A 21,825-nucleotide genomic window follows, 5' to 3' on the forward strand; every position below is an offset into this window, starting at 1 on the left:
ACGCCCGCGGCATGAGCGACTCCTCCATCAATTGCATCGTCCTCGCCTATTCGGGCGGGCTCGACACCAGCGTCATCCTGAAATGGCTGCAGCAGACCTATAATTGCGAGGTCGTCACCTTCACGGCCGATCTGGGGCAGGGCGAGGAGCTGGAGCCGGCGCGTCGCAAGGCGGAACAGGCGGGGGTGAAGCCCGAGCACATCTTCATCGACGATCTGCGCGAGGAATTCGTCAAGGATTACGTCTTCCCGATGATGCGCGCGAATGCGACGTACGAGGGCGTGTATCTGCTCGGCACGTCGATCGCGCGGCCGCTGATCGCCAAGCGCCAGATCGAGATCGCGCGTCAGGTCGGCGCCGATGCGGTGAGCCATGGCGCGACCGGCAAGGGTAACGATCAGGTGCGCTTCGAGCTGGGTTATTATGCGCTCGCGCCTGACATCAAGGTGATCGCGCCGTGGCGCGAATGGGATCTCACCAGCCGCAGCCGGCTGATCGAATTCGCCGAGCAAAACCAGATCATGGTGACGAAGGACAAGCGCGGCGAAGCGCCGTTCTCGACCGACGCGAACCTGCTGCACACCTCGTCCGAGGGCAAGGTGCTCGAGGATCCGTGGGATGAAGTGCCCGAATACGTCTATTCGCGCACGGTGAACCCCGAGGATGCGCCGAACACGCCCGAATATATCACCGTCGATTTCGAACATGGCAACGGCGTGGCGCTGAACGGTGATCCGTGTTCGCCGGCGACGTTGCTGGCGAAGCTCAACGAGCTTGGCCGCGCGCACGGCATCGGGCGGCTCGATCTGGTCGAGAACCGCTTCGTCGGCATGAAGAGCCGCGGGATGTATGAGACGCCGGGTGGCACGATCTATCACGTCGCGCATCGCGGGATCGAGCAGCTGACGCTGGATCGCGGCGCGGCGCACCTGAAGGACGAGCTGGCGGTGCGTTATGCCGAGCTGGTGTACAACGGCTTCTGGTTCTCGCCCGAGCGCGAGATGCTGCAGGCGGCGGTCGATCACAGCCAGGCGAAGGTGTCGGGCACCGTGCGGCTGAAGCTGTATAAGGGCAGTGTATCGGTGGTCGGGCGCAAGTCGCCGAACTCGCTGTACAGCGAGAAGGTGGTGACGTTCGAGGACGACCAGGGCGCGTACGACCAGCGCGATGCGGCGGGGTTCATCAAGCTGAACGCGTTGCGGCTGCGGCTGCTGGGGCGGCGCGACCGGGACTAGCCGTTCCCGAAGCGGGACGGCCAGCCGCAACACGATCGTTGCCGTTCAGGAACGAGTCTGCATGATGTGGCGTTCACCATTTGCTTGGGGGCGCATGCGCCTCGTGTTGGAGGAAAATCTGATGAAGGGTGCTACAATCACCGCGCTGCTGCTGGGCGCATCGGTGCTCGCGGGCTGCACGCAATCGCGCGCTGACATGATCGCGCCGGCGCCGCCGATGGGGCCGGGCGCATTGGCCGGCACGGTCGCCGCGGATCGCGACGGCGATGGCATCGTCGATGGCTATTACACGCCCGATGGCGCCTATGTGCCCTTCCAGGCGCCGCCTTGCCCGACCCCACCGCCACCCCCGCCGCCGCCAACCCCTCGCGGCGAGCGAGGCTGAGCTTGCCGGTCGGCCCCGGCGCGCCGGCCCGGCGCGCGGGCCGGCTGGCACTCTTCTCGTTGTTGCTGGCTGCGGCGGCGCCTCCGGGTGTCGCCGCTGCACAGACTGGTGTCAATGCCAGCACGCAGGCCAATCCGGTCGCACAGGCGATCCGCAATCAGGTCGGCGGGCGGCTGAAAGACTTTTACCGTCCACGCGGCTATTGGCCGCTGTGGATCGTCGACGCCGCGCCCGGGCCGCAGGCGATGGCGCTGGTAGATGTGATCGAAGGAGTCGGCGTCGATGGGCTCGATCCCGATCGCTACTCGCCCGACCGGCTGCGACGGCTGATCGACGAAGCCCGTGGTGGCGACGTGCGCGCGCTCGCCTATCTCGAGATCGCGCTGAGCGGCGCGCTCGCTGATCTCGTCCGCGACATGCGCGAGCCGCACATCGAAATTCGTTACCTCGAAGACTCGCTCGAACCGAACCGCGCCAAGCCCGATGAGGTGCTGCGCCGTGCCGCGCTCGCCAAGTCGATGCTGGATTATGTCCGCACGCTCGGCTGGATGAGCCCGATCTACGCGCAGCTGCGCGAGGCGCTGGCGATTGCCGGGCCGGGTGCTGGCGATCTCGACGTGGTCGTGCCCGCCGGACCCTTGCTGCGCCCCGGCATGGCGGACGAGCGGGTGGATCTGCTGCGGATGCGGCTGGGCTTGCCGCCCGGCGACTTGTTCGACGAGGCGCTCGCTGCGCGGGTACGCCGGTTTCAAGCAGAACGCGGGTTGCCGGCGGACGGGCTCGTTGGCGGCCAGACCGTCGCGGCGCTGAATGCTATGGGGTCGGGGGAGAGCCGCAGTGACGTGCTTCGGCTCAACCTCGAGCGTGCGCGATTGCTGCCGGATGCTTGGACGCGCCACATCGTCGTCGACGCGGCGGCGGCGCGGCTGTGGTATTATGGCGGCGGGGCGGAGCAGGGGACGATGCGGGTCGTCGTCGGCACGCCCGAGACGCAAACGCCGATGATGGCGGGGATGGTGCGCTACGCCACGCTCAACCCCTATTGGAACGTGCCGGTCGATCTGGTCCGCAAGCGGATCGCGCCGAAGGTGCTCGCCGGGACGTCGCTGGAGCGGCAGGGCTATGAGGCGTTGTCGGACTGGACCAACGAGGCGGACGTCATCCCGTCGTCGATGATCGACTGGCGCGGCGTATCCGCGGGCAGCGTCGAGCCGCGCGTGCGTGAATTGCCGGGGCGTGGCAATTCGATGGGCTCGGTGAAATTCATGTTCCCCAACGACCAAGGTATCTACCTTCACGATACGCCGCAAAAGGCGCTGTTCACGAAATCCGACCGGCATTTCTCGAACGGTTGCGTGCGGCTGGAGGATGCCGGGCGGCTCGGCAAATGGCTGTTCGACCGTACGTTGAAGCCGGAAAGCTCGAAGCCCGAGCAGCATGTGCCGGTGCCCGAACCAGTGGCGGTGTATCTGATGTACTTCACCGCCAGCCCGGTCGACGAGGGGGTGAAATACACCGCCGACACGTATGGCCGCGATCGGCCGGCGCTGCAGCATCTGGCGAGTCGCTAATTCCCCTCCCGCAAGCGGGACGGGACTTCCGGGCTACGCGTTAACTCCGCTTCAACCATCCTCGTTCATTGCCTGGACCCTGCATTGCTAGGGGCGGCAAACAGATGGCACATCCTGTCGGCACGGTGGACGTGGCGATCATCGGCGCAGGGCCAGCGGGGCTGACGGCGGCGTATCTGCTCGGCAAGGCCGGCTACTCGGTCACCGTGATCGAGAAGGACCCGACGTATGTCGGCGGGATCAGCCGTACCGTCGAGCATGAGGGGTATCGCTTCGATATCGGCGGACATCGCTTCTTCTCGAAGTCGCAGGAAGTGGTCGATCTCTGGAACGAGATCCTGCCGGACGATTTCATCGAGCGGCCGCGGATGAGCCGGATCTATTACGAGGGCAAATTCTACAGCTATCCGCTGCGCGCGTTCGAGGCGCTGTGGAACCTCGGCATCTTCCGTTCGGCGCTGTGCATGGTGAGCTTCGCCAAGGCAAAGGTGTTGCCGAACAAGAGCGTGAAAAGCTTCGAGGACTGGACGGTCAATGCGTTCGGCTGGAAGCTGTATTCGATCTTCTTCAAGACCTATACCGAGAAGGTGTGGGGCATGCCGTGCGACGAAATGTCGGCGGATTGGGCGGCGCAGCGGATCAAGGGGCTGTCGCTGTGGGGCGCGGTGACTGACGGGCTGAAGCGCAGCCTGGGGCTCAACAAGCGGCCGAACGACGGCATGGCGGTTAAGACGCTGCTCGAAAGCTTCCGCTATCCGCGGCTCGGGCCGGGGATGATGTGGGAAGCCGCGCGCGATCATGTGATCGCGCAGGGCAATAACGTGCTGATGGGGCATGCGCTCAAGCAGCTCGCCTTCAACGAGGTGACGCAGCAGTGGACGGTCACCGCGACCGACGCCGATGGCGCGACCGTGGCGATCAAGGCGGCGAACGTCATCTCGTCCGCGCCGATGCGGGAGCTGGCGGGGCGGTTGCATCCGCTGCCAACGACGCTGCCCGAAGCGGCGAACCTCAAGTATCGCGATTTCCTGACCGTCGCGCTGATGATCCGTTCGGAGGATCTGTTCCCCGACAATTGGATCTACATCCATGATTCGAAGGTGAAGGTCGGCCGGGTGCAGAATTTCCGCTCGTGGTCGCCCGAGATGGTGCCCGATCCCGATCTCGCTTGCGTCGGGCTAGAGTATTTCTGCTTCGAAGGTGACGGGCTGTGGTCGGCGAGCGATGCCGATCTGGTAGCGCTGGCGACGAAGGAAATGGCGCAGCTTGGCCTGTGCGACGCCGCTCAAGTCGTCGGCGGCACGGTGGTGCGGCAGGAGAAGGCGTACCCCGTCTATGACGAGGACTACGCCGCCAATGTCGACGCGCTGCGGCGCGAAATCGAGGCGCGCTATCCGACGCTGCACTGCGTTGGCCGTAACGGCATGCACCGCTACAACAACCAGGATCACGCGATGATGACCGCGATGCTGACGGTGCGGAACATCGAGGCGGGTGCGCGGGTGTACGACATCTGGGCGGTCAACGAGGATGCCGAATATCACGAGAATGGCACCGAGGGTGAGCGCGCGGCGCTGGCGAGCGTGCGTGACGTGCCCGAGCGTTTGAAGGCGGCGTGATGTGGGTGTTTACGACCCTGCGCTAGAGAATAGCGGGCGTACGCTGCCCGATCTGCCAACCTCCCGTCACCCCGGACTTGATCCGGGGTCCCGCTTCTCCTCCGACCGCGCCAAGGAAGCGGGACCCCGGGTCAAGCCCGGGGTGACGGACGGCATTTTCACGCCCGTGATGATCGGATGGGCGCTCGCCTCGCTCATTCTCACGATCGCCATGCTTCCCGACATCATCGGGCTGCGCTTTCCCGATCCTGACGACGCGATGCGGCTGCTCGAGGTGCGCGACTGGCTGGCGGGACAGAGCTGGTGGGATGTTGCGCAGCATCGGCTGAACAACGGTGATTTCCCGATGCACTGGTCGCGGCTGGTGGATCTGCCGCTGGCGCTCGTGCTCGGGGCAACGACGCCGCTGTTCGGCGAGGCGCTGGCGACGCGGATCACGCTGGTCGCGGTGCCGCTCGTCACATTGCTGGTGGTGATGGCGCTGATCGCGACGATTACGCGACGGCTCGCGGACGCTACGATCGCGCGCTACGCGGTGCTGCTTGTGCCGCTGTCGGTGCCGCTCGTTTACCAGTTGCGGCCGATGCGCATCGATCATCATGGCTGGCAAATCGCGCTGGCGCTCGCGGCGGTGATGCTGCTGCTCGGGCGATCCACGTTTCGGGCGGGCCTGCTCGCCGGCGGTGCGCTCGCCGCGCTTCTGACGATCTCGCTCGAGGGGATGCCGATCGCCGCAAGCATTGCGGGCGTGGCGGCGCTTGCGTGGGTGTGGCAGCCGGAACGGCGCGGCTTCCTTCTGGGGCTGGTCTGGAGCCTGTGCGGCGGGGCGATCATGCTTCAGCTCGCGACGCGCGGCGCGGCTTTCTTCGAACCGGCGTGCGACGCGATGGCGCCGGGGTGGCTGGCGATGCTTGGCGCTGCCGCGGTGGGAACCAGCGCTGCGACATTGGCGCGTGGCGGGGCGCTCGTGCGGCTGGCCGCGCTTGCCGGCGCTGGGGTGGCGGCCGGCGCGACTTTGCTGCTCACTGCGGGCGATTGCCTCGCCGGGCCGTTCGCGACGCTGCCGCCGCTCGTCTACACGCTTTGGTATCTCAACGTGCCCGAGGGCCTGCCGATCTGGGAGCAGACAGGGTATTGGGCCGGCATGTCGGTCGGCATGCCGCTCGTCGGGCTGTACGGCACGGCACGCGCGTGGCGCGGGGCGGCGGACACGGCGCGGGTGCGTTGGGCGATGCTGCTCGGGCTGCTCGTGGCAGCGTTCGCGCTGTCGCTGCTGGTCAACCGCACGGGTGCCACCGCCAATGCGCTCGCGATTCCCGGTGCGGCGACGTTGCTCGTCGCGCTGTTGACGCGGGCGCGCGCGATGCCGAGCCTCGGGGCGCGGCTGGGCGCGACGGCCGCGGCGCTGTTCGTCGCCTCGCCCGGGCAAGTCGCTGGGCTCGCGCTGATCGCGACCGTCGCGCTGGCACCGAAGGGCGAGATGCAGCGCACCGAGCGCGGGTGGAGCCGCCCGCCGTGCGAACGTGCCAGCGACGTGCGCGCGATCGGCCGGCTTCCCGCCGGAACCGTCTTCGCCCCGATCGACATCACGCCCGACATCATCGCAACGACGCACCATCGCGCGATCGCGGGCGGCTATCACCGCGGCGCGGCGCCGATGGAGACGGTGCTGACAACGTTCGCCGCCAGCCCCGAGACGGCGCGGCGTGCGATCCTGGGTAGCGGTGCGCGCTACGTCGCCGCCTGTCCCGGCCTCAACGAGACCGAGCTTTACCGCCAGCTCTACCCCGACGGGCTGTACGCGCGGCTCGAGCGGGGCGAGCGGTTCGACTGGCTTCAACCGATCGCGACCGGCACCCCGGCCATGGCCTGGCGTGTCATTCGCCGCTTGCCCTCTACGACTCCGCGCTCCTAAAGCGCGGCGATGGAGCAACCGGGGGCCCCCCTTCGCTGGTGGCAGACGCGCGCGTTCGTCGCGCTGGCGACGTTCATCGCGATCGTGCCGCTGCTGTGGCCGGACATCCCGCCGCTGGTCGACATGCCCGGCCATATGGGGCGCTATCGCGTCCAGCTGACCCCCGCCGCCGACGCGCCGTGGCTGGCGGACTGGTTCGATTTCCAATGGTCGCTGATCGGCAATCTCGGCATCGACCTGCTGATCGTGCCGTTCGCCAAGCTCTTCGGGCTGGAGCTGGGCGTAAAGCTGATCGTCATCAGCATTCCGGCGCTCACTGTCGCCGGGCTGTTGTGGATCGCGCGCGAGGTTCATGGGCGAATCCCGCCGACCGCGATGTTCGCGCTGCCGCTGGCGTACAGCTATCCGTTCCAGTTCGGGTTCGTGAACTTCTCGCTATCGATGGGGCTCGCGCTGTGCCTGTTCGCGCTGTGGCTGCGGCTCGGCCGGCAGCGCCGCACCGGGCTGCGCGCGGCGATCTTCGTGCCCGCGTCGTGCCTGTTGTGGCTGTGTCATACGTTCGGCTGGGGCGTGCTCGGCGTGCTCGCCTTCTCGGCCGAGATGATCCGTCAGCACGATGCGCGCAAGGATGCAGGCTCGGGGCATTGGGTGCAAAGCTGGATCCGCGCGGGGCTCGGCTGCGTGCCGCTGGCGCTGCCGATGGTGCTGATGGTGTTCTGGCGGTCGGGCGACCATGTGACCGGTCAGACCGCGGACTGGTTCAACTGGCAGGCGAAGGTCGCCTGGGTGATGATGATCCTGCGCGATCGGTGGGAGATGTGGGACATTGCCGCGACGGCGGTGTTCCTGCTGATCCTGTTCAAGGGCCTGCGCGATCCGGCAATCGAATATTCGCGCAACCTCGCGCTGTCGGCGCTGTTCCTCGCCGCCGTCTTCGTGGCGCTGCCGCGGATCGTGTTCGGATCGGCCTATGCCGACATGCGGCTGGCGCCGTTCGTGATCGCAATCGCGCTGATCGCGATTCGCCCGCGCGTGACGATGACGGCGCGGCATGCGGGTGTGCTCGCGGTGCTCGGGCTGACGTTTTTCCTGGCGCGGACGGGGGGCACGACGATCAGCTATTGGCTGTTCGATCGTGATTACGACACCGAGCTTGCTGCGCTGGAGAAGCTGCCGGTCGGCGCGAAGGTGGTGACCTTCGTTGGCACGAATTGTCACAACGAATGGAAGATGAGCCGGCTGGAGCATTTGCCGGCGATCGCGCTCGAACGGCGGCTGGCGTACAGCAACGATCAATGGTCGATGCCCGGCGCGCAGTTGCTGACCGCTCGGTATCGCATCGCGGGGCTGTTCGCGCATGATCCGTCGGAGATCGTGACGCCGGGCTGGTGCCCGCGCGAATGGTGGAAGCCGATCGACTTTTCGATGGCGCGCTTTCCGCGCGAGGCGTTCGACTATGTCTGGCTGATCCGCACGCCGCCGTTCAACCCGCGCTATGCGACCGATCTCGATCGTGTGTGGCGCTCGCCGACGGGCGCCAGCGCGTTGCTGAGGGTCAATCGCGATCGGCCTGCGCCACGGATCTCGGACGAGGAGCTTTACCCGAAGTGGTTTCTGGAGTTGCGGGCGCGTCGGGAACGCGAGCGCGCGGTGCCTTTGCCGCCGCCGCCGAAGTCCTGAGCGTACGTAGGCCGTTCGTGCTGAGGAGGTGCTGAGCCGAAGGCGAAGTGCCATCTCGAAGCATCGGGGCATGCCCCCTTCGGCGGAGCTCAGGACAGGCTTCGAGACGAGGCTTCAACAAGCTCAGCCTCTCCTCAGGGCGAACGGAGGTGGGCTAGCTACCCCTTCTTGAACGGCGTCATCCGCTCCAGGAACTCCTGATCGGCCTCGACCGCGGCGCGCTCGCGGACGAGGAAGTCGGCGACGGCGCGGCGGAAGCCGGGGTCGGGGAGGTAGTGCGCCGACCAAGTCGGCACCGGCGCATAGCCGCGCGCGAGCTTGTGTTCGCCCTGCGCGCCCGCCTCGACCGTCGCGAGTCCGCGGGCGATCGCGGCGTCGATCGCCTGATAATAGCATAGCTCGAAATGGAGGAACGGTACGTCCTCGGTGCAGCCCCAATAGCGGCCGTAGAGCGCATTGCCGCCGATCAGGTTGAGCGCGCCGGCGATCGGCACACCCTCACGCTCGGCGAGGATCAGCAGCACGCGATCCCCCATTCGCTCGGCGAGCAGCGGGAAGAAGGCGCGGGTCAGATACGGTGTGCCCCACTTCCGGCTGCCGGTATCCTGATAGAAGATCCAGAACGCGTCCCATTCGCGCCGGCCGATCTCGGCGCCGGTGAGATGCCGGATTGTAAGGCCTTCGACGGCGCCTGCGCGCTCTTTGCGGATCGCCTTGCGCTTGCGGCTGGCGAGCGTGGCGAGGAAATCGTCGAAGCTGCCGAACCCCTCGTTGCGCCAGTGGAATTGCGTGCCCTCGCGGATCAGCCATCCCGCCGCTTCGAATGCCGGAACTTGATCGGGCGCCACGAAGGTGGCGTGGGCAGAGGACAGATTGTGCTGGTCGGTCACCGCTTCGAGCGCAGCGATCAGCGCCGGGGCGGCGGCGGGATCGCGCAGCAGCAGGCGTGGGCCGGGCACGGGGGTGAAGGGCGCGGCGATCTGGAGCTTGGGGTAATAGGCGCCGCCCGCGCGCTGCCAGGCATCGGCCCACGCATGGTCGAAGACGAACTCACCCTGGCTGTGCGACTTGGCATAGGCCGGGGCGACCGCGACCGGCACTCCATCCGCGCCGTCAACGATCACCGGGATCGGCTGCCACCCGGTTCGCCGCCCGACGCTGCCCGATTCCTCGAGTGCGGCAAGGAAGGCGTGGCTGAGGAACGGATTGTCGCGGCCGGCGCACGCATCCCACTGATCGGCGGGGATGCTGGCGACGCCATCGGCGAGGCGGGCGGTGACGTTCATGTGCGCCTAAAGCCTGCTAGCCTGAACTTGATCCACTTCCGTTCGCCCTGAGGAGAGGCTGAGCGACAGCGAAGCTTCGTCTCGAAGGGCAGGCCCCAGTGCTTCGAGACGGCATTTCGACAAGCTCAATGCCTCCTCAGCACGAACGGCAAATGCTCAAGCCGTCACGCCCGAATGTAGGATGTCTGAGGTTTGGCTCAAGCGACCGCGACGATCGCGTCGATCTCCACCGCCGCACCGCGCGGCAGCGCTGCGACGCCCACCGCGGCGCGCGCATGCTTGCCGGCATCGCCGAACAGCGCGACCATCAGATCCGACGCGCCGTTCGCCACTTCGGGCTGGTCGCCGAAATCGGCGGCCGAGTTGACGAACACGCCGAGTTTCACGATCCGCGCGACGCGCGAAAGATCGCCGAGCGCGGCCTTTACCTGTGCCACAACCATCAGCGCGCAGAGCTGTGCCGCATCCTTGCCAGCCGCGACGTCGAGCCCGTCGCCAAGCCGCCCGGTCACGACCTTGCCGTCGCGGAATGGCAATTGCCCCGAGACGTGGAGCAGCCCGCCCGCCTCGACGGCGGGGACATAGGTGGCAACGGGGGCGGCAGCCGTGGGGAGGCTGAGGCCAAGCTCTTCGAGCGCGCGATCGATACGGTCGGTCATGGTCGCGGGTTCAACACGCCGCGTGGCTCCGGTCAACCGTCTGCCGGCCGGCCCGCGGCGAAACGGTCGATGATCCACGGCAGCGCCTGCGTCCAATCGTCGATCCGCGCGTGCGCTTCCGGCGCAGCGGGCACGCCGCCGGCCAGCGCCGGCTCGGCGACCATATGCAAGCGGTGGACGTGCGGCGCGAGCTCGGCGACAGACTGGTGATGGTGCGGCAGATCGTCGATGAATACCGTCACCGGGTGGCCATATTCCGCCACCAGCGCGGCGACCGGGCCGCCCTTTGGCCCCTGGTTGCATTCGACGCGATGCGCGATGCCGAAGGCGGCGAGCTGATCGATCCGGTGGACGCGGCAATCGTCCTGCAGGTTGGTGAGGATCACGATATCTGCCATGTCCGCGATCGTCGCCAGTGCCTCGCGCGCGTGCGGGACCAGCGTCTGCCGCGCCATTTCGGAGGGAAAGAAGCCGCCGAGGAAGCCCATCATCTCCTGGCGCGTCGGCGCCGTGCCGTCGCCGCGCCGGCGCATGTTCTTGGCCAGCTCCCAGCTCGACGGGGTGAAATCGATATCGTGCGCCTCGCCCAGCCAGTCGCCGAAGTGCCGCACCATGTGCAGCAGCACCTCGTCGCAATCGGAGATCAGCAGGGGGCGGGTCATGCAGCTTCCAGTTCGTGACGAGCGCGGACGAGCGCTTCGGGTTTGGCATCGATCGCGACGGCGCAGGCGACGAGATCGGGTTCATGCTGTTCGAGGAACAGGAGGCACGCGGCCAGCACGGTCGGCTCGGTGATCCGCGCGCGCAGGTCGGCCGGGTCGAGCCCGGTCAGCGAGATCAGCCGCAACGCGCGGTCTGGCTCGGCCAGCGTCCACACCAGCGCGCGCAGCGCGAGCGCATCGGCTGGTTCTCCGTTTGAATCGGTCCGCTTCATTGCCTATCGTCGCTTGTGATCGGGGAGTGTGAAGCGCGTGGCAAAGAAGGTGCTCGTTGTCGAGGACAACGAACTCAACCTGAAGCTGTTCTCCGATCTGCTGCGTGCGCACGAATATGTCGTCGAGCCAGTGCGAGACGGGCGTGAGGCGGTGGAACGCGCGCGGGCGTTCGTGCCCGACTTGATCATCATGGACATCCAGATGCCGCATGTGACGGGATACGAGCTGATCCTCGAGCTGAAGGCGGATGAGGCGTTGCGCGCGATCCCGGTGATGGCGGTAACGGCCTATGCCGGGCGCGAGGACGAGGAGCGGATCCGGGCGGCGGGGGCGGAGGCATATGTGTCGAAGCCGATCAGCCTAGTGCGGTTCATGGAATCGGTTGGGGCGTTGGTGTGAGCCGAACTACCTAACCGTTCGTGCTGAGGGAGGTGCTGAGCGTAGCGAAGTGCCATCTCGAAGCGCATCGGATGCGGATGCACCCTTCGAGACGAGGCTTCGACAAGCTCAGCCTCTCCTCAGGGCGAACGGATGGCTAGAGCAACAACCGGAACGCCGCGCCGCCAAGCGCGCTGTCGCTCACTTCGAGCGTGCCGCCGTGCGCCACCGCGATCTGGCGTGCGAGGTTAAGGCCGACGCCGGTTCCTTCCGCGCGGGTGGTGAAGAAGGGCAGGAACACCTCCTGCCGCAGCTTGGCGGGCACGCCGGGGCCATTGTCCTCGACCGCAATGCCGACGCCGTCGCCGGTTCGCGCGATGGCGAGATGGACGATCGGCGTCGCGGCATGCGCGCTCGCTGCCTGCGCTGCGTTGCGCAGCAGGTTGAGCAGCAATTGCGACAGCAGCGCGCGATCCCCGTCGATCGAGGTTTCCGCGCACACCACCGTCAGCGCAACCGCAGGCCATTCGGCGCGGAACAGGCGTTCGTGCTCGTCGGCGAACGCCCGCGCGGCGAAGCGCTGGCGGAGGACGCGCGGCTCGCGGGCGACCGCACGATAACTGTCGATGAAATGCCGCAGCCCCTCGGTGCGCCGGGCGAGCGCGCCGGCCGCCGCGTGTGCGTCCGCGATGCGTGGATCGCTGGCATCGACCTCGCCGAGCAGCGCGGCGGTGGTCTGCGCCAGCGACATGACGGGGGTCAGCGAGTTCAGGATTTCGTGAGTCAGGACGCGGACGATATCGGTCTGTGCCGCCATCTCGACCGCGTCGAGCGTCTCCTGCACCGGCTGGACGATGATCGCGCTGGTCCGCCGGCCGAGCCGGTTGAGCGTCGCCTGCCGCACCAAGGTTCGTTTGGCGCGCCCGTCGAGGTTGAGGATAAGCATTTCCTCGCCATCGCGGGTCGCGTCGAGCCGTGCGGCGAACGTCGCGCCGTACGTCGCATAATCGGCGGGACGCACGCCCTGATGCCGCGCGAACAGCCGCCGCGCGGCCTTGTTGCCGGGTTCCACCCGCCCGGCATCGACCGTCAGCAGCGCGACGGGCATGTCGTCGATCAGCGCCTCCAGATAGCGTAGCTCCGCATCGGTCTGGCCGCGCTGATCGCGCAGGCGGCGGATCGTGTCGTTGAGCGCGGCGCCGAGTGCGCGGAACCCGGCACCGCCCTGCTCGGGGAAATGCGCCGCGAAATCGCCGATCCGCACTGCCTCAAGAAAGCGTGCGAGCTCGATGTTGGTGCGCTCGACATGATACCAGAGCGTCATCGCCGCGAGCACCGCAATCCCGACGGTGACCAGCCGCACCATCATCATCGATGGCGTGCGGAACGCCCACACCACCGCCATCAGCGCCAGCATCAGCAGCGCGACGCGGAACACCAGACCGAGCGTGAAGCGGCCGTCAAAGCCCATGGTGGTTCCGGATTCTCGTCACCCCGGGCTTGACCCGGGGTCCCGCTACTTCCGCACCAGTCGAGATAGAAGCGGGACCCCGGCTCAAGGCCGGGGTGACGGAGTGGGGCGGTGAGGGGGTACGCCTCACAGCCCGTGCTTCTCCATGCGGCGGTACAAGGCCGCGCGAGACAGGCCGAGCTCGTTCGAGGCGAGCGTGATGTTGTAGCGATGCTTGCGCAGCGCCTCCTCGACCAGCCGGCGCTCGACGCGATCGAGGTTGAGATCCGCCACCGCCGGCGATTCGACAGGGGCTTGGGCGTGGTTGTTCGGCGCCAGGCCGAAGTCCTCGACTTCGAGGATCGGACCAGGCGCGAGGATCACCGCGCGCTCGATTGCGTGGCGCAGCGCGCGGACGTTGCCGGGCCATTCGTGCCGCGCAAGCGCGCCGCGTGCCGCATCGCTCAACGTAGGCCGCGCGCGATTGTAGCGCGCGGCGTAGAGCGTCAGGAAATGCTCGGCGAGTTCGGCCACGTCCTCGGGCCGTTCGGCGAGCGCGGGGAGGGCGATCTCGACGGTATTGAGGCGATAGAGCAGATCCTGGCGGAACACGCGTTCGTCGGTCAGCCGATCGCGCGACATGTTGGTCGCAGCGATCACGCGGATGTCGACCTTGATCGGCTTGTTTGCGCCGACCGGGGTCACCTGGCGCTGTTCGAGCACCGTTAGCAACTTGGGCTGCAAGTGCAGAGGGAGATTGCCGATTTCGTCGAGAAACAGCGTGCCGCCGTCGGCCGCCTGGATACGGCCGATGCGATCGGTGCGCGCGTCGGTGAAGGCGCCCTTCACATGGCCGAACAACTCGCTGTCGATCAGCTCGCTCGCGATCGCGCCGAGATCCACCGTCTGCAGCACGTTGCCGGCGCGCAGCGAGCGGGTGTGGAGTTCGCGCGCGACCAGTTCCTTGCCGGTGCCGTTCTCGCCGAGCACCAGCACGTTCGCGTCGGTGGGCGCGGCACGCTCGATCAGCGAATGGACGCGCGCCATCGCCGGCGAGCGGCCGAGCAGCGGCGATCGCGGGCCTTGCGCCGCGTCAGTGGGGGGCGGGGCGCCGGCGGCAACGCGCGAGCGGCGCAACGCCGCGGCCGTGCGGACAGTGGCGAGCAGGCGCTCGTTCGACCAGGGCTTGGGGACGAAATCGGTCGCGCCGCGCTTCATCGCCTCGACTGCGACATGGACGCCGGCATGCGCGGTGATCATCACGACGACGATTTCGGGATCGATCGTGACGAGCTGATCGAGCCACGCGAGGCCTTCGCGCGCGTCGGTGGCGCCGCGGGCGAAGTTGGCGTCGAGCAGGATCACGTCGGGGACGGCGCGGCGGATTTCCGGCAGCGCCTCGTCCGGCGAGCCGGCGGTGACGATCTCGCGGAACAACGGCCGCAGCAGCAGGCGCGCGGCCAGCAGGATATCGTCGTCATCGTCGACGATCACGCAGCGATCGAATTCCGGCCCCATCCCGTTCATTCCCGTACAGCGAGTGTGCGGGAGCGGACAATCAATAACTGTGCCACTTGTGAAACGTTCGTCACCCCGGGCTTGACCCGGGGGCCCGCTGCCTTGTCTCTGGAGCAAGGGACGAAGTAGCGGGACCCCGGATCAAGTCCGGGGTGACGGACGAGGTTGGCACGCGGGATGCAACAATCCCGTCATGAGCTCCTCCCGTTCCCTTTTCGATGCCGCGGACCGTCCGAAAACGAACAGCAACGTCCGGAAGCGGACATGAGCGTCGTGCGGCTTCCCAAGGATCGCGCTGAGAGCGCTGCGGTTTCGGGCAGCGGGATGGATCGCGTCATTGAGCGCCGGCGGTTCCCCAAGCCCGCCATCATCGGCGGCATCGTTGCGATCGTCCTCGCTGCTGCGCTGCTCTTCTGGTGGCTTGCGCCGCGCGCCGGCACGCAGAGCGTCGCGGCGGAACGGTTGAGCATCGCCACCGTCACGCGTGGCACGTTTGACGATTACATCCCGCTGCGCACCCGCGTCGAGCCGCTGCTGACGGTCTTCATCGATGCCATCGAAGGCGGGCGCGTCGAGGAAGTGCTGGTTGAGGACGGCGCCAATCTCGCCAAGGGGCAGCCGATTGCTGTGCTGTCGAACGCCGAGCTGCAACTCTCCACGCTCGCGCGGCAGACCGAGGTCGAGCAGCAGATCAACAATATGCGTAGCCAGGAGCTGGCGCTGGCGCAGACGCGGGTTACCAACCAGCGCAACGTGATCGAGGCCGAGCTGGCGATGATCAAGGCGCGCCGGCAATATGAACTTGAGGCGCCGCTCGCCCGCAAGGGCTTCGTTGCGGGGCGGCAGTTTGCCGATACCGGCGATCAGCTGAGCTACGAGCAGCGCCGCGTGGCGGTGTTGCGGCAGGGGCAGGCGACCGACGATCGCTTGCTGCGCAGCCAGTTGGCGCAGCAGCGCGCTTCGACCGGGGTGCTGGAGGCGGGGTTGCAACTCGCGCGTGCCAATTTGGAGGCGCTGAAGCTGCGCGCGCCGGTCGCCGGGCAATTGTCGGGCTTCTCGATCCAGGTCGGCCAGTCGATGCAGCGCGGCGAGCGGATCGGGCAGATCGATTCGCCTGGGCGCAACAAGCTGCGCGCTGGCGTCGACGAATATTATCTCGGCCGCGTCGCAGTCGGGCAGAAGGCGACGATCGAGAATGCGGGCAAGGCGCAGCAAGCGCGCGTCACCAAGATTTTCCCGCAAGTGCAGAACGGCCAGTTCCAGATCGAGCTGCAGTTCCTCACCGCCGAGCCCGCCGGGCTGCAACGCGGCCAGACGGTGCAGGCGCGGCTGACGCTGGGCGATCCGGCGCCGGCGGTGCTGTTGCCCAATGGTGCCTTCTACAACGACACCGGCGGCGCCTGGGTGTTCGTCGTCGCGCCCGACGGGTCGCGCGCGATGAAGCGTACGGTGCGGCTCGGCCGGCGCAATACCGATACGATCGAAGTGCTCGACGGGCTCACCGCCGGCGAGCGCGTGATCACCTCCCCCTACACCGGGTTCGCCGACAAGGACGCGCTCGATCTAACCGGAAAGGAATCCTGATGCTTCGCATGCGCGACGTGACGCGGCTGTATCGTACCGACAGCGTCGAGACGGTGGCACTCGACGGGATCGACCTCGACATTGCATCGGGCGAGTTCGTCGCGATCATGGGGCCATCGGGGTGCGGCAAATCGACGCTGCTCAACGTGATCGGTATGCTCGATAGCCCGACCGGCGGATCATATGTGTTCGACGGCACCGAGGTGGCCGGGCTGGCCGAGACGAAGCTCGCCGATTTCCGCAAGCAGAACATCGGCTTCATCTTCCAGAGCTTCAACCTGGTCGACGAATTGTCGGTGCGTGACAATATCGAGCTGGCGCTGCTGTACCACGATGTTCCCGCCATGGAGCGCCGTCGCCGCACCGACGAGGTGATGGACCGGGTCGGCATCGCGCACCGCGCGCGGCATCGCCCGAGCCAGCTGTCGGGCGGGCAGCAACAGCGCGTCGCGGTCGCGCGCGCGCTCGTCGCCAAGCCAAAGCTGATCCTCGCGGACGAGCCGACCGGCAACCTCGATACCAACCACGGCGAGGAAGTGATGCGGATGCTGCAGGGGCTCAATGGCGAGGGCGCGACGATCGTGATGGTCACGCACTCGGCATCGCATGCCGATTACGCCAGCCGCGTCGTCAACATGCTCGACGGCCGCATCCTGCAGGAACGGCGCCGCGCCGCCTGAAGCTTCGCAAACGGGGAGGATACGCCGATGTGGCGCAATTACATCACGGTCGCATTCCGCGCGTTGGCGAAGAACCGCACCTATTCGCTGATCAACTTGCTTGGGCTGGCGATCGGCATGGCGGCGTGCCTGCTGATCCTGGTCTTCATCCGGTACGAGAACAGCTTCGACCGCTGGGTGCCCGATGGCGAGAACACGTATCAGTTCCAGACGTGGTACGCGAACCCGCGCGATGGCAATCCGTTCTTCCTGCAGGCGTCCGCTTATGTCAGCGAGGAGCGGCTGAAGAAGGACTTTCCTCAGGTCGAATCGACTGTCTACGTGCTTGGCGGCAGCCCTTCGATCGTGAAGGACGGGCAGGCCACGACTGCGAAGAACTACCTCGTCGCGAACGGCGACTTACTGGCGGTCATCGACCTACCGCTGCTCCGCGGATCGAAGAACGCGCTCAACGCGCCCGATACGGCAGTCGTCACCCAGTCCGAGGCGATCCGTCAATTCGGCACCGATGCGGTGATCGGACGCACGATCAGCCTGATCCAGAAGGGCAAGACCTATGACTACCGCATCAATGCGGTGTTGAAGGACCTGCCGAAGAATTCGCACCTCAAGATGAACGCTGCCTTCCGGCGTGATTTCCCATCCTACTTTGCGCAGGAACAGGAATTCCTGACCTGCTGGGGCTGCACATCGGGCTGGGTCTACGCCAAGCTGAAGCCCGGCACCGACGTCGCCGCGATCAACGCCGCGATGCCGGCCTGGGAAAAGCGCAACATTCCCGACGAGAACTTCGGCGGCACACGGGAGAATGCCGGTGACGATGCCGATTGGAAGCTTGTTCCGCTCGCTGACGTCCATCTCGGCAAGGCGCAGGCGGGTGCCATGACGCCGGGCAACGATCGCGCGACGATCGCCACGTTCGCGATCATTGCGGCGCTGATCCTGGGAATGGCGGTCGTGAACTTCATCAACCTGGCGACTGCCCGCGCCGGGCAGCGCGCGCGCGAGGTGGCGCTGCGCAAAGTGCTCGGCGCGACGCGCAAGCAACTGATCGGGCAATTCGTCGGTGAATCGCTGCTGGTGGCGGCAATCGCAGTGGTGATTGCGCTGGCGTTGGCGGAGTTGCTCCTGCGGCCGTTCGCCGCGTTTCTCGATGCCGATCTCGGCTTCCGATATCTCGGCGCTGACGGGATGCTGTTGCCGGCGATCGGGCTGATGCTCGTCGTCGGCCTGCTGGGCGGGCTGTACCCTGCGTTCTTCCTGTCGCGCTTCCAGCCGGCGAGCGTCCTCAAGGCGAACAAGTCGTCGGCCGAGACGCCCGGCACTGGGCGGTTGCGCAGCGTGCTCGTGGTGGCGCAATTCGCAATTTCGATCGGGCTGATCATCTGCACCGCCATCGTCTACGGCCAGACGGTGTACGCCCGCTCGGCTGATCCCGGCTACAAGCGCGACCACATCCTGCAGCTCGACAATCTCAGCCGCTACCAGCTGATCGGGCGCGGCGAGCAGATGGCGGAGCGGATGAAGCGTATTCCCGGCGTGGTCGCGGTCGGCCGTACCGACATCGGCGTCGCGACCGGCAACACGAGCAACACTGGCGTGTTGATCCCGGGTAATCCGCAGTCGGTGATCATCGGTCGCTATTCGGTCGATGTCGGTTTCCGCGAGGCGATGGGGCTCGAGCTCGTGGCGGGCCGCTGGTTCGATCGCAATCGCCCGATGGACGATCAGACGACGTCATTCCCGCAAAAGCCGGAGGAGGTGCGGGCGCTGGTCGCGCGGGGATCGAATGTCGTCGTCAACGAATATGCGGCGAAGAAGCTCGGCGCGAAGACGCCGCAGGAGATCATCGGCAAGGTCTTCCGCATCGGGATTGCGGCGCAGGACGGAGAAATGCCGATGACGGTCGTCGGCGTGGTGAAGGATTCGCGCTTCAGATCGGTCCGCGATCCGCTCGATCCGATCGTGTTCCTTGGGGTCCGCGAGGGCCCAGGCAATATGGTGATCCGCTATGACGGCGATCCGGCCGTGATCCGTGCCGCAGTGGAGCGTGCCTGGAAGGAGATGGTGAGCGACGTGCCGTTCGAGGCGCAGTTCAGCGAGGCGATCGTCGAGGATCTCTACAAGGCGGAGGACGTGCGCGCGAAGATCTTCGCGGGATTTGCCTCGCTCGCGGTGGTGATCGCGTGTCTCGGATTGTTCGGACTGGCCGCGTTCACCGCCGAGCGGCGGACGAAGGAGATTGGCATCCGCAAGGTGCTCGGCGCGCGCACCGGCGATATCGTGCGGCTGCTGGTGTGGCAGTTCAGCAGGCCAGTGCTGATCGCTAACGTGATCGCCTGGCCGGTCGCCTGGTGGCTGATGCGCGACTGGCTCAACGGCTTCGACACCCGGATGCCGCTCAGCCCCACGCCGTTCCTGCTGGCCGGCACGTTGGCCTTGGGGATCGCGGTGGCGACGATCGCCGGCCATTCATGGCGCGTGGCGCGGCAGAACCCGATCAAGTCGTTGCGGTACGAGTGATCCATTTGTCATCCCGGCGTCCACCGGGATGACAAGCATGTCCTCAATCGGGCTGACTGCGGACGCCGCCGCGATTTGCGGCAAAGCCCGGTGCCGGGCCGGTGGCGGGACGCAGCGCCTCGCGGTCAGCGGCGGAGACCGGTGCGGTCGGATCGGGGCGGAAATGATCGACGGCGCGATCGTCCGGGCCGGGGTGCGTGTCACCTTCAAGGTCCGGTGCGGCGTGGCCGTCGTTCGGGCCGACGAAGCGATCGAATAGGCCGAAGTGGAGCGCGCTCGCCAGCCCTGTCGCGACCGCACCGACGACGGTGGCGACTCCGATGGCGACGTTACGCTGGGTGTGATCCGCCTTGGCGGGGCGAGCGGGCTGGCGTTTCTTGGTCATGCGCGCTCAACGGCTTTGTTGCGCCGGGCGTTCCCGCGGTTTGACGAGTGGGGGGTGGTGAGCAGCCGGGCGACGCCCTAGATTCCGCGCGATGCAAGGTTCCTACGGCCCCCCCGACCGGTTCAACGAAGACAAGGCGACCTTCGCCGTCCGCGGCGGCGGCGATACGCCCGATATCGAGGCTGGGGTCGCGGCGATCCGCAACGTCGTGCAGACGCTGCCAACGCGCCCCGGCGTGTATCGCATGCAGGATGCGCGTGGCGACGTGCTTTACGTCGGCAAGGCGCGCGCGCTGAAGAGCCGGGTCAGCAATTATACGCAGATCAAGAACCTGACGAAGCGGCTGCAGCGGATGGTGTCGCAGACGCGGTCGATGACGATCGTCACGACCAACAACGAGGCCGAGGCGCTGCTGCTCGAGGCGCAGCTGATCAAGCGCTATCGCCCGCCGTACAACGTGCTGCTGCGCGACGATAAGAGCTTCCCGTTCATCCTGCTGCGCGCCGATCATGAATTCCCGCGGATCCAGAAACATCGCGGCGCGCGGCGATCGAAGGGCGATTATTACGGTCCGTTCGCAAGCGCGGGCAGCGTCAACAACACGCTGAACGCGCTGCAGAAATTGTTCCTGCTGCGCAGCTGCACCGACGGCTTCTTCAAGACGCGTGACCGGCCGTGCCTGCTGTACCAGATCAAGCGCTGCTCGGCGCCGTGCGTCGGGCGGATCGACAAGGCCGGCTATGACGAGCTGACGAGCGACGCGAAGAAGTTCCTCGCGGGGAAGGCGACGGACGTTCAGGCGAAGCTCGGCACGCAGATGCAGGCGGCGGCGGAGGCGATGGACTTCGAGACCGCGGCGGTGGTGCGCGATCGGCTGCGCGCGTTGACGTTCATCCAGGGCAGCCAGTTCATCAACGCGGAAGGCGTGGGGGACGCGGATATCTTCGCGCTCGCCTGCCTCGAAGGGGTGATCGGCATCCAGGCGTTCTTCATCCGCGGCGGGCAGAATTGGGGCCACCGCAGCTTCTTCCCGACGCACACCGCGGAAGTGGCGGAAGCCGAGGTGCTGACGCAATTCCTGATGCAATTCTACGAGGAAGTGCCGCCCGCGCGCGCGGTGCTGGTCGATCGTGTGCTGCCTGATGTCGAGGTGCTGGCCGAGGCACTGACGACGCTGGCGGGGCGGAAGGTAGCGATCGAGGTGCCGCAGCGCGGCACGCGCAAGCGGCTGATGGAGCAGGCTTGCCGCAACGCGACCGAGGCGCTGGAGCGACGACTGGCGGAGAGCACGACGCAAGCGAAGCTCAATCGCGAGGTGGCCGATCTGTTCGAGCTGGCCGAGCCGCCGCAGCGCATCGAAGTGTACGACAACAGCCACATCCAGGGCACCAACGCAGTGGGTGCGATGGTCGTCGCGGGGCCCGAGGGGTTCCGCAAAGGGCAGTATCGCAAGTTCAACATCCGTAACAAGGATACCGTGCCGGGCGACGATTTCGGCATGATGCGCGAAGTGTTGACGCGGCGCTTCTCGCGCGCGATCGAGGAGGATCCCGATCGTGACGGCGACACCTGGCCCGATCTGGTGTTGCTCGACGGCGGGAGGGGGCAGTTGAATGCGGCGAAGGCGGTGCTCGAGGATCTCGGGATCGAGGACGTGTGCATGGTCGGCGTCGCGAAGGGGCCACACCACGGGCGCGAGGGGCGCGAGGTGTTCCATCTGCTCGACGGGCGCGAGCTGACGCTGCCGGTGAATTCACCGGTGCTGTTCTACCTCCAGCGGCTGCGCGACGAAGTCCATCGCTTTGCGATCGGCGCGCATCGCGAGAAGCGCGCGAAGGCGATCGGCGCGAGCCCGCTCGACGAGGTGCCGGGGATCGGGCCGGCGCGGAAGAAAGCGCTGCTGATGCACTTCGGCACCGGCAAGGCGGTGCGGAACGCGAGTTTGGCGGATCTGCAGAAGGCGCCAGGGGTGAGCGCGGGCGTGGCGCAGCAGGTGTATGATTTTTACCACGCGAAGTGAGC

18 protein-coding genes are annotated in these 21,825 nt (G+C 66.8%); 11 read left to right on the plus strand and 7 right to left on the minus strand.

Annotated features, from left to right (window positions below; translation table 11 throughout):
• Positions 1–11 precede the first annotated feature (11 nt).
• The 6 genes from LLW23_RS11595 to LLW23_RS11620 all read left to right on the plus strand — a co-directional run bounded on the left by LLW23_RS11595 (position 12) and on the right by LLW23_RS11620 (position 8,405).
• Complete coding sequence (locus LLW23_RS11595) at positions 12–1,235, plus strand: argininosuccinate synthase (RefSeq protein WP_228945670.1); 1,224 nt, start codon at positions 12–14, stop codon at positions 1,233–1,235.
• Positions 1,236–1,356: 121 nt separating this feature from the next.
• Positions 1,357–1,620, plus strand: a complete 264-nt coding sequence (locus LLW23_RS11600) for a hypothetical protein (RefSeq protein WP_228945672.1) — start codon at positions 1,357–1,359, stop codon at positions 1,618–1,620.
• Positions 1,563–3,191, plus strand: coding sequence for a L,D-transpeptidase family protein (locus LLW23_RS11605; protein ID WP_228945674.1), 1,629 nt, complete (start codon positions 1,563–1,565; stop codon positions 3,189–3,191). The genes LLW23_RS11600 and LLW23_RS11605 overlap by 58 nt, the downstream gene beginning before the upstream one ends.
• A gap of 104 nt (positions 3,192–3,295) precedes the next feature.
• Positions 3,296–4,810: an NAD(P)/FAD-dependent oxidoreductase gene (locus LLW23_RS11610; RefSeq protein ID WP_228945676.1), complete on the plus strand. Its 1,515-nt coding sequence runs from the start codon at positions 3,296–3,298 to the stop codon at positions 4,808–4,810.
• A 142-nt stretch (positions 4,811–4,952) separates the two neighbouring features.
• Positions 4,953–6,725 (plus strand): hypothetical protein, encoded by a 1,773-nt coding sequence (locus tag LLW23_RS11615; RefSeq protein WP_228945679.1) that lies wholly within the window; start codon positions 4,953–4,955, stop codon positions 6,723–6,725.
• A gap of 9 nt (positions 6,726–6,734) precedes the next feature.
• A complete protein-coding gene (locus tag LLW23_RS11620; protein WP_228945681.1) occupies positions 6,735–8,405 on the plus strand; it encodes a hypothetical protein in 1,671 nt (556 codons plus the stop codon).
• A 158-nt stretch (positions 8,406–8,563) separates the two neighbouring features.
• Here the strand turns inward: LLW23_RS11620 and LLW23_RS11625 are convergent, their stop codons facing one another.
• From LLW23_RS11625 to LLW23_RS11640, 4 genes are all read right to left on the minus strand, one after another.
• Positions 8,564–9,691 (minus strand): GNAT family N-acetyltransferase, encoded by a 1,128-nt coding sequence (locus tag LLW23_RS11625; protein ID WP_228945682.1) that lies wholly within the window; start codon positions 9,689–9,691, stop codon positions 8,564–8,566.
• 197 nt (positions 9,692–9,888) lie between these two features.
• Positions 9,889–10,350, minus strand: a complete 462-nt coding sequence (locus LLW23_RS11630; protein ID WP_228945683.1) for a RidA family protein — start codon at positions 10,348–10,350, stop codon at positions 9,889–9,891.
• A 32-nt stretch (positions 10,351–10,382) separates the two neighbouring features.
• Positions 10,383–11,012: an HAD family hydrolase gene (locus LLW23_RS11635; protein ID WP_228945685.1), complete on the minus strand. Its 630-nt coding sequence runs from the start codon at positions 11,010–11,012 to the stop codon at positions 10,383–10,385.
• A complete protein-coding gene (locus LLW23_RS11640; protein WP_228945687.1) occupies positions 11,009–11,284 on the minus strand; it encodes a DUF3572 domain-containing protein in 276 nt (91 codons plus the stop codon). The genes LLW23_RS11635 and LLW23_RS11640 overlap by 4 nt, the downstream gene beginning before the upstream one ends.
• Before the next feature lie 37 nt (positions 11,285–11,321).
• Between LLW23_RS11640 and LLW23_RS11645 the strand changes: the two genes are divergently transcribed.
• Complete coding sequence (locus LLW23_RS11645) at positions 11,322–11,684, plus strand: response regulator (protein WP_228945688.1); 363 nt, start codon at positions 11,322–11,324, stop codon at positions 11,682–11,684.
• A 136-nt stretch (positions 11,685–11,820) separates the two neighbouring features.
• Here the strand turns inward: LLW23_RS11645 and LLW23_RS11650 are convergent, their stop codons facing one another.
• Together LLW23_RS11650 and LLW23_RS11655 are read right to left on the minus strand one after the other, a co-directional pair.
• Positions 11,821–13,134 (minus strand): sensor histidine kinase, encoded by a 1,314-nt coding sequence (locus LLW23_RS11650; protein WP_228945689.1) that lies wholly within the window; start codon positions 13,132–13,134, stop codon positions 11,821–11,823.
• Positions 13,135–13,260: 126 nt separating this feature from the next.
• Complete coding sequence (locus tag LLW23_RS11655; protein WP_228945690.1) at positions 13,261–14,631, minus strand: sigma-54-dependent transcriptional regulator; 1,371 nt, start codon at positions 14,629–14,631, stop codon at positions 13,261–13,263.
• Between the two features lie 264 nt (positions 14,632–14,895).
• Here LLW23_RS11655 and LLW23_RS11660 point away from each other — a divergent pair, with 264 nt between their 5' ends.
• Genes LLW23_RS11660 through LLW23_RS11670 form a run of 3 tightly spaced genes read left to right on the plus strand, consistent with a single transcriptional unit; the run spans position 14,896 to position 19,418 of the window.
• A complete protein-coding gene (locus LLW23_RS11660) occupies positions 14,896–16,215 on the plus strand; it encodes an efflux RND transporter periplasmic adaptor subunit (RefSeq protein WP_228945691.1) in 1,320 nt (439 codons plus the stop codon).
• Positions 16,215–16,895 (plus strand): ABC transporter ATP-binding protein, encoded by a 681-nt coding sequence (locus LLW23_RS11665; RefSeq protein ID WP_228945692.1) that lies wholly within the window; start codon positions 16,215–16,217, stop codon positions 16,893–16,895. Before LLW23_RS11660 ends, LLW23_RS11665 begins: the two co-directional genes overlap by 1 nt.
• A 27-nt stretch (positions 16,896–16,922) precedes the next feature.
• On the plus strand, positions 16,923–19,418 hold the full coding sequence (locus tag LLW23_RS11670) for an FtsX-like permease family protein (RefSeq protein ID WP_228945693.1): 2,496 nt from the start codon (positions 16,923–16,925) through the stop codon (positions 19,416–19,418).
• A gap of 43 nt (positions 19,419–19,461) precedes the next feature.
• On the opposite strand, the gene LLW23_RS11675 is transcribed toward LLW23_RS11670, so the two are convergent.
• Positions 19,462–19,803, minus strand: a complete 342-nt coding sequence (locus tag LLW23_RS11675; RefSeq protein ID WP_228945694.1) for a hypothetical protein — start codon at positions 19,801–19,803, stop codon at positions 19,462–19,464.
• Positions 19,804–19,894: 91 nt separating this feature from the next.
• Between LLW23_RS11675 and uvrC the strand changes: the two genes are divergently transcribed.
• The gene (uvrC, locus tag LLW23_RS11680; protein ID WP_228945695.1) at positions 19,895–21,823 is read left to right on the plus strand and encodes an excinuclease ABC subunit UvrC; all 1,929 of its coding nucleotides are present in this window, start codon (positions 19,895–19,897) and stop codon (positions 21,821–21,823) included.
• Positions 21,824–21,825: the final 2 nt, after the last annotated feature.

It is taken from the genome of Sphingomonas radiodurans (assembly GCF_020866845.1).
Taxonomy (GTDB): domain Bacteria; phylum Pseudomonadota; class Alphaproteobacteria; order Sphingomonadales; family Sphingomonadaceae; genus Sphingomonas; species Sphingomonas radiodurans.

Bases quoted from the DNA above. Each gene is read 5' to 3' on its own strand.
- LLW23_RS11610 (WP_228945676.1), top strand. From the start codon at position 3,296: ATGGCACATCCTGTCGGCACGGTGGACGTGGCGATCATCGGCGCAGGG.
- LLW23_RS11650 (WP_228945689.1), bottom strand. From the start codon at position 13,134: ATGGGCTTTGACGGCCGCTTCACGCTCGGTCTGGTGTTCCGCGTCGCG.
- LLW23_RS11665 (WP_228945692.1), top strand. From the start codon at position 16,215: ATGCTTCGCATGCGCGACGTGACGCGGCTGTATCGTACCGACAGCGTC.
- LLW23_RS11675 (WP_228945694.1), bottom strand. From the start codon at position 19,803: ATGACCAAGAAACGCCAGCCCGCTCGCCCCGCCAAGGCGGATCACACC.
- LLW23_RS11660 (WP_228945691.1), top strand. From the start codon at position 14,896: ATGAGCGTCGTGCGGCTTCCCAAGGATCGCGCTGAGAGCGCTGCGGTT.
- LLW23_RS11600 (WP_228945672.1), top strand. From the start codon at position 1,357: ATGAAGGGTGCTACAATCACCGCGCTGCTGCTGGGCGCATCGGTGCTC.
- LLW23_RS11625 (WP_228945682.1), bottom strand. From the start codon at position 9,691: ATGAACGTCACCGCCCGCCTCGCCGATGGCGTCGCCAGCATCCCCGCC.
- LLW23_RS11635 (WP_228945685.1), bottom strand. From the start codon at position 11,012: ATGACCCGCCCCCTGCTGATCTCCGATTGCGACGAGGTGCTGCTGCAC.
- LLW23_RS11595 (WP_228945670.1), top strand. From the start codon at position 12: ATGAGCGACTCCTCCATCAATTGCATCGTCCTCGCCTATTCGGGCGGG.
- LLW23_RS11655 (WP_228945690.1), bottom strand. From the start codon at position 14,631: ATGGGGCCGGAATTCGATCGCTGCGTGATCGTCGACGATGACGACGAT.
- LLW23_RS11630 (WP_228945683.1), bottom strand. From the start codon at position 10,350: ATGACCGACCGTATCGATCGCGCGCTCGAAGAGCTTGGCCTCAGCCTC.
- uvrC (WP_228945695.1), top strand. From the start codon at position 19,895: ATGCAAGGTTCCTACGGCCCCCCCGACCGGTTCAACGAAGACAAGGCG.
- LLW23_RS11640 (WP_228945687.1), bottom strand. From the start codon at position 11,284: ATGAAGCGGACCGATTCAAACGGAGAACCAGCCGATGCGCTCGCGCTG.
- LLW23_RS11670 (WP_228945693.1), top strand. From the start codon at position 16,923: ATGTGGCGCAATTACATCACGGTCGCATTCCGCGCGTTGGCGAAGAAC.
- LLW23_RS11620 (WP_228945681.1), top strand. From the start codon at position 6,735: ATGGAGCAACCGGGGGCCCCCCTTCGCTGGTGGCAGACGCGCGCGTTC.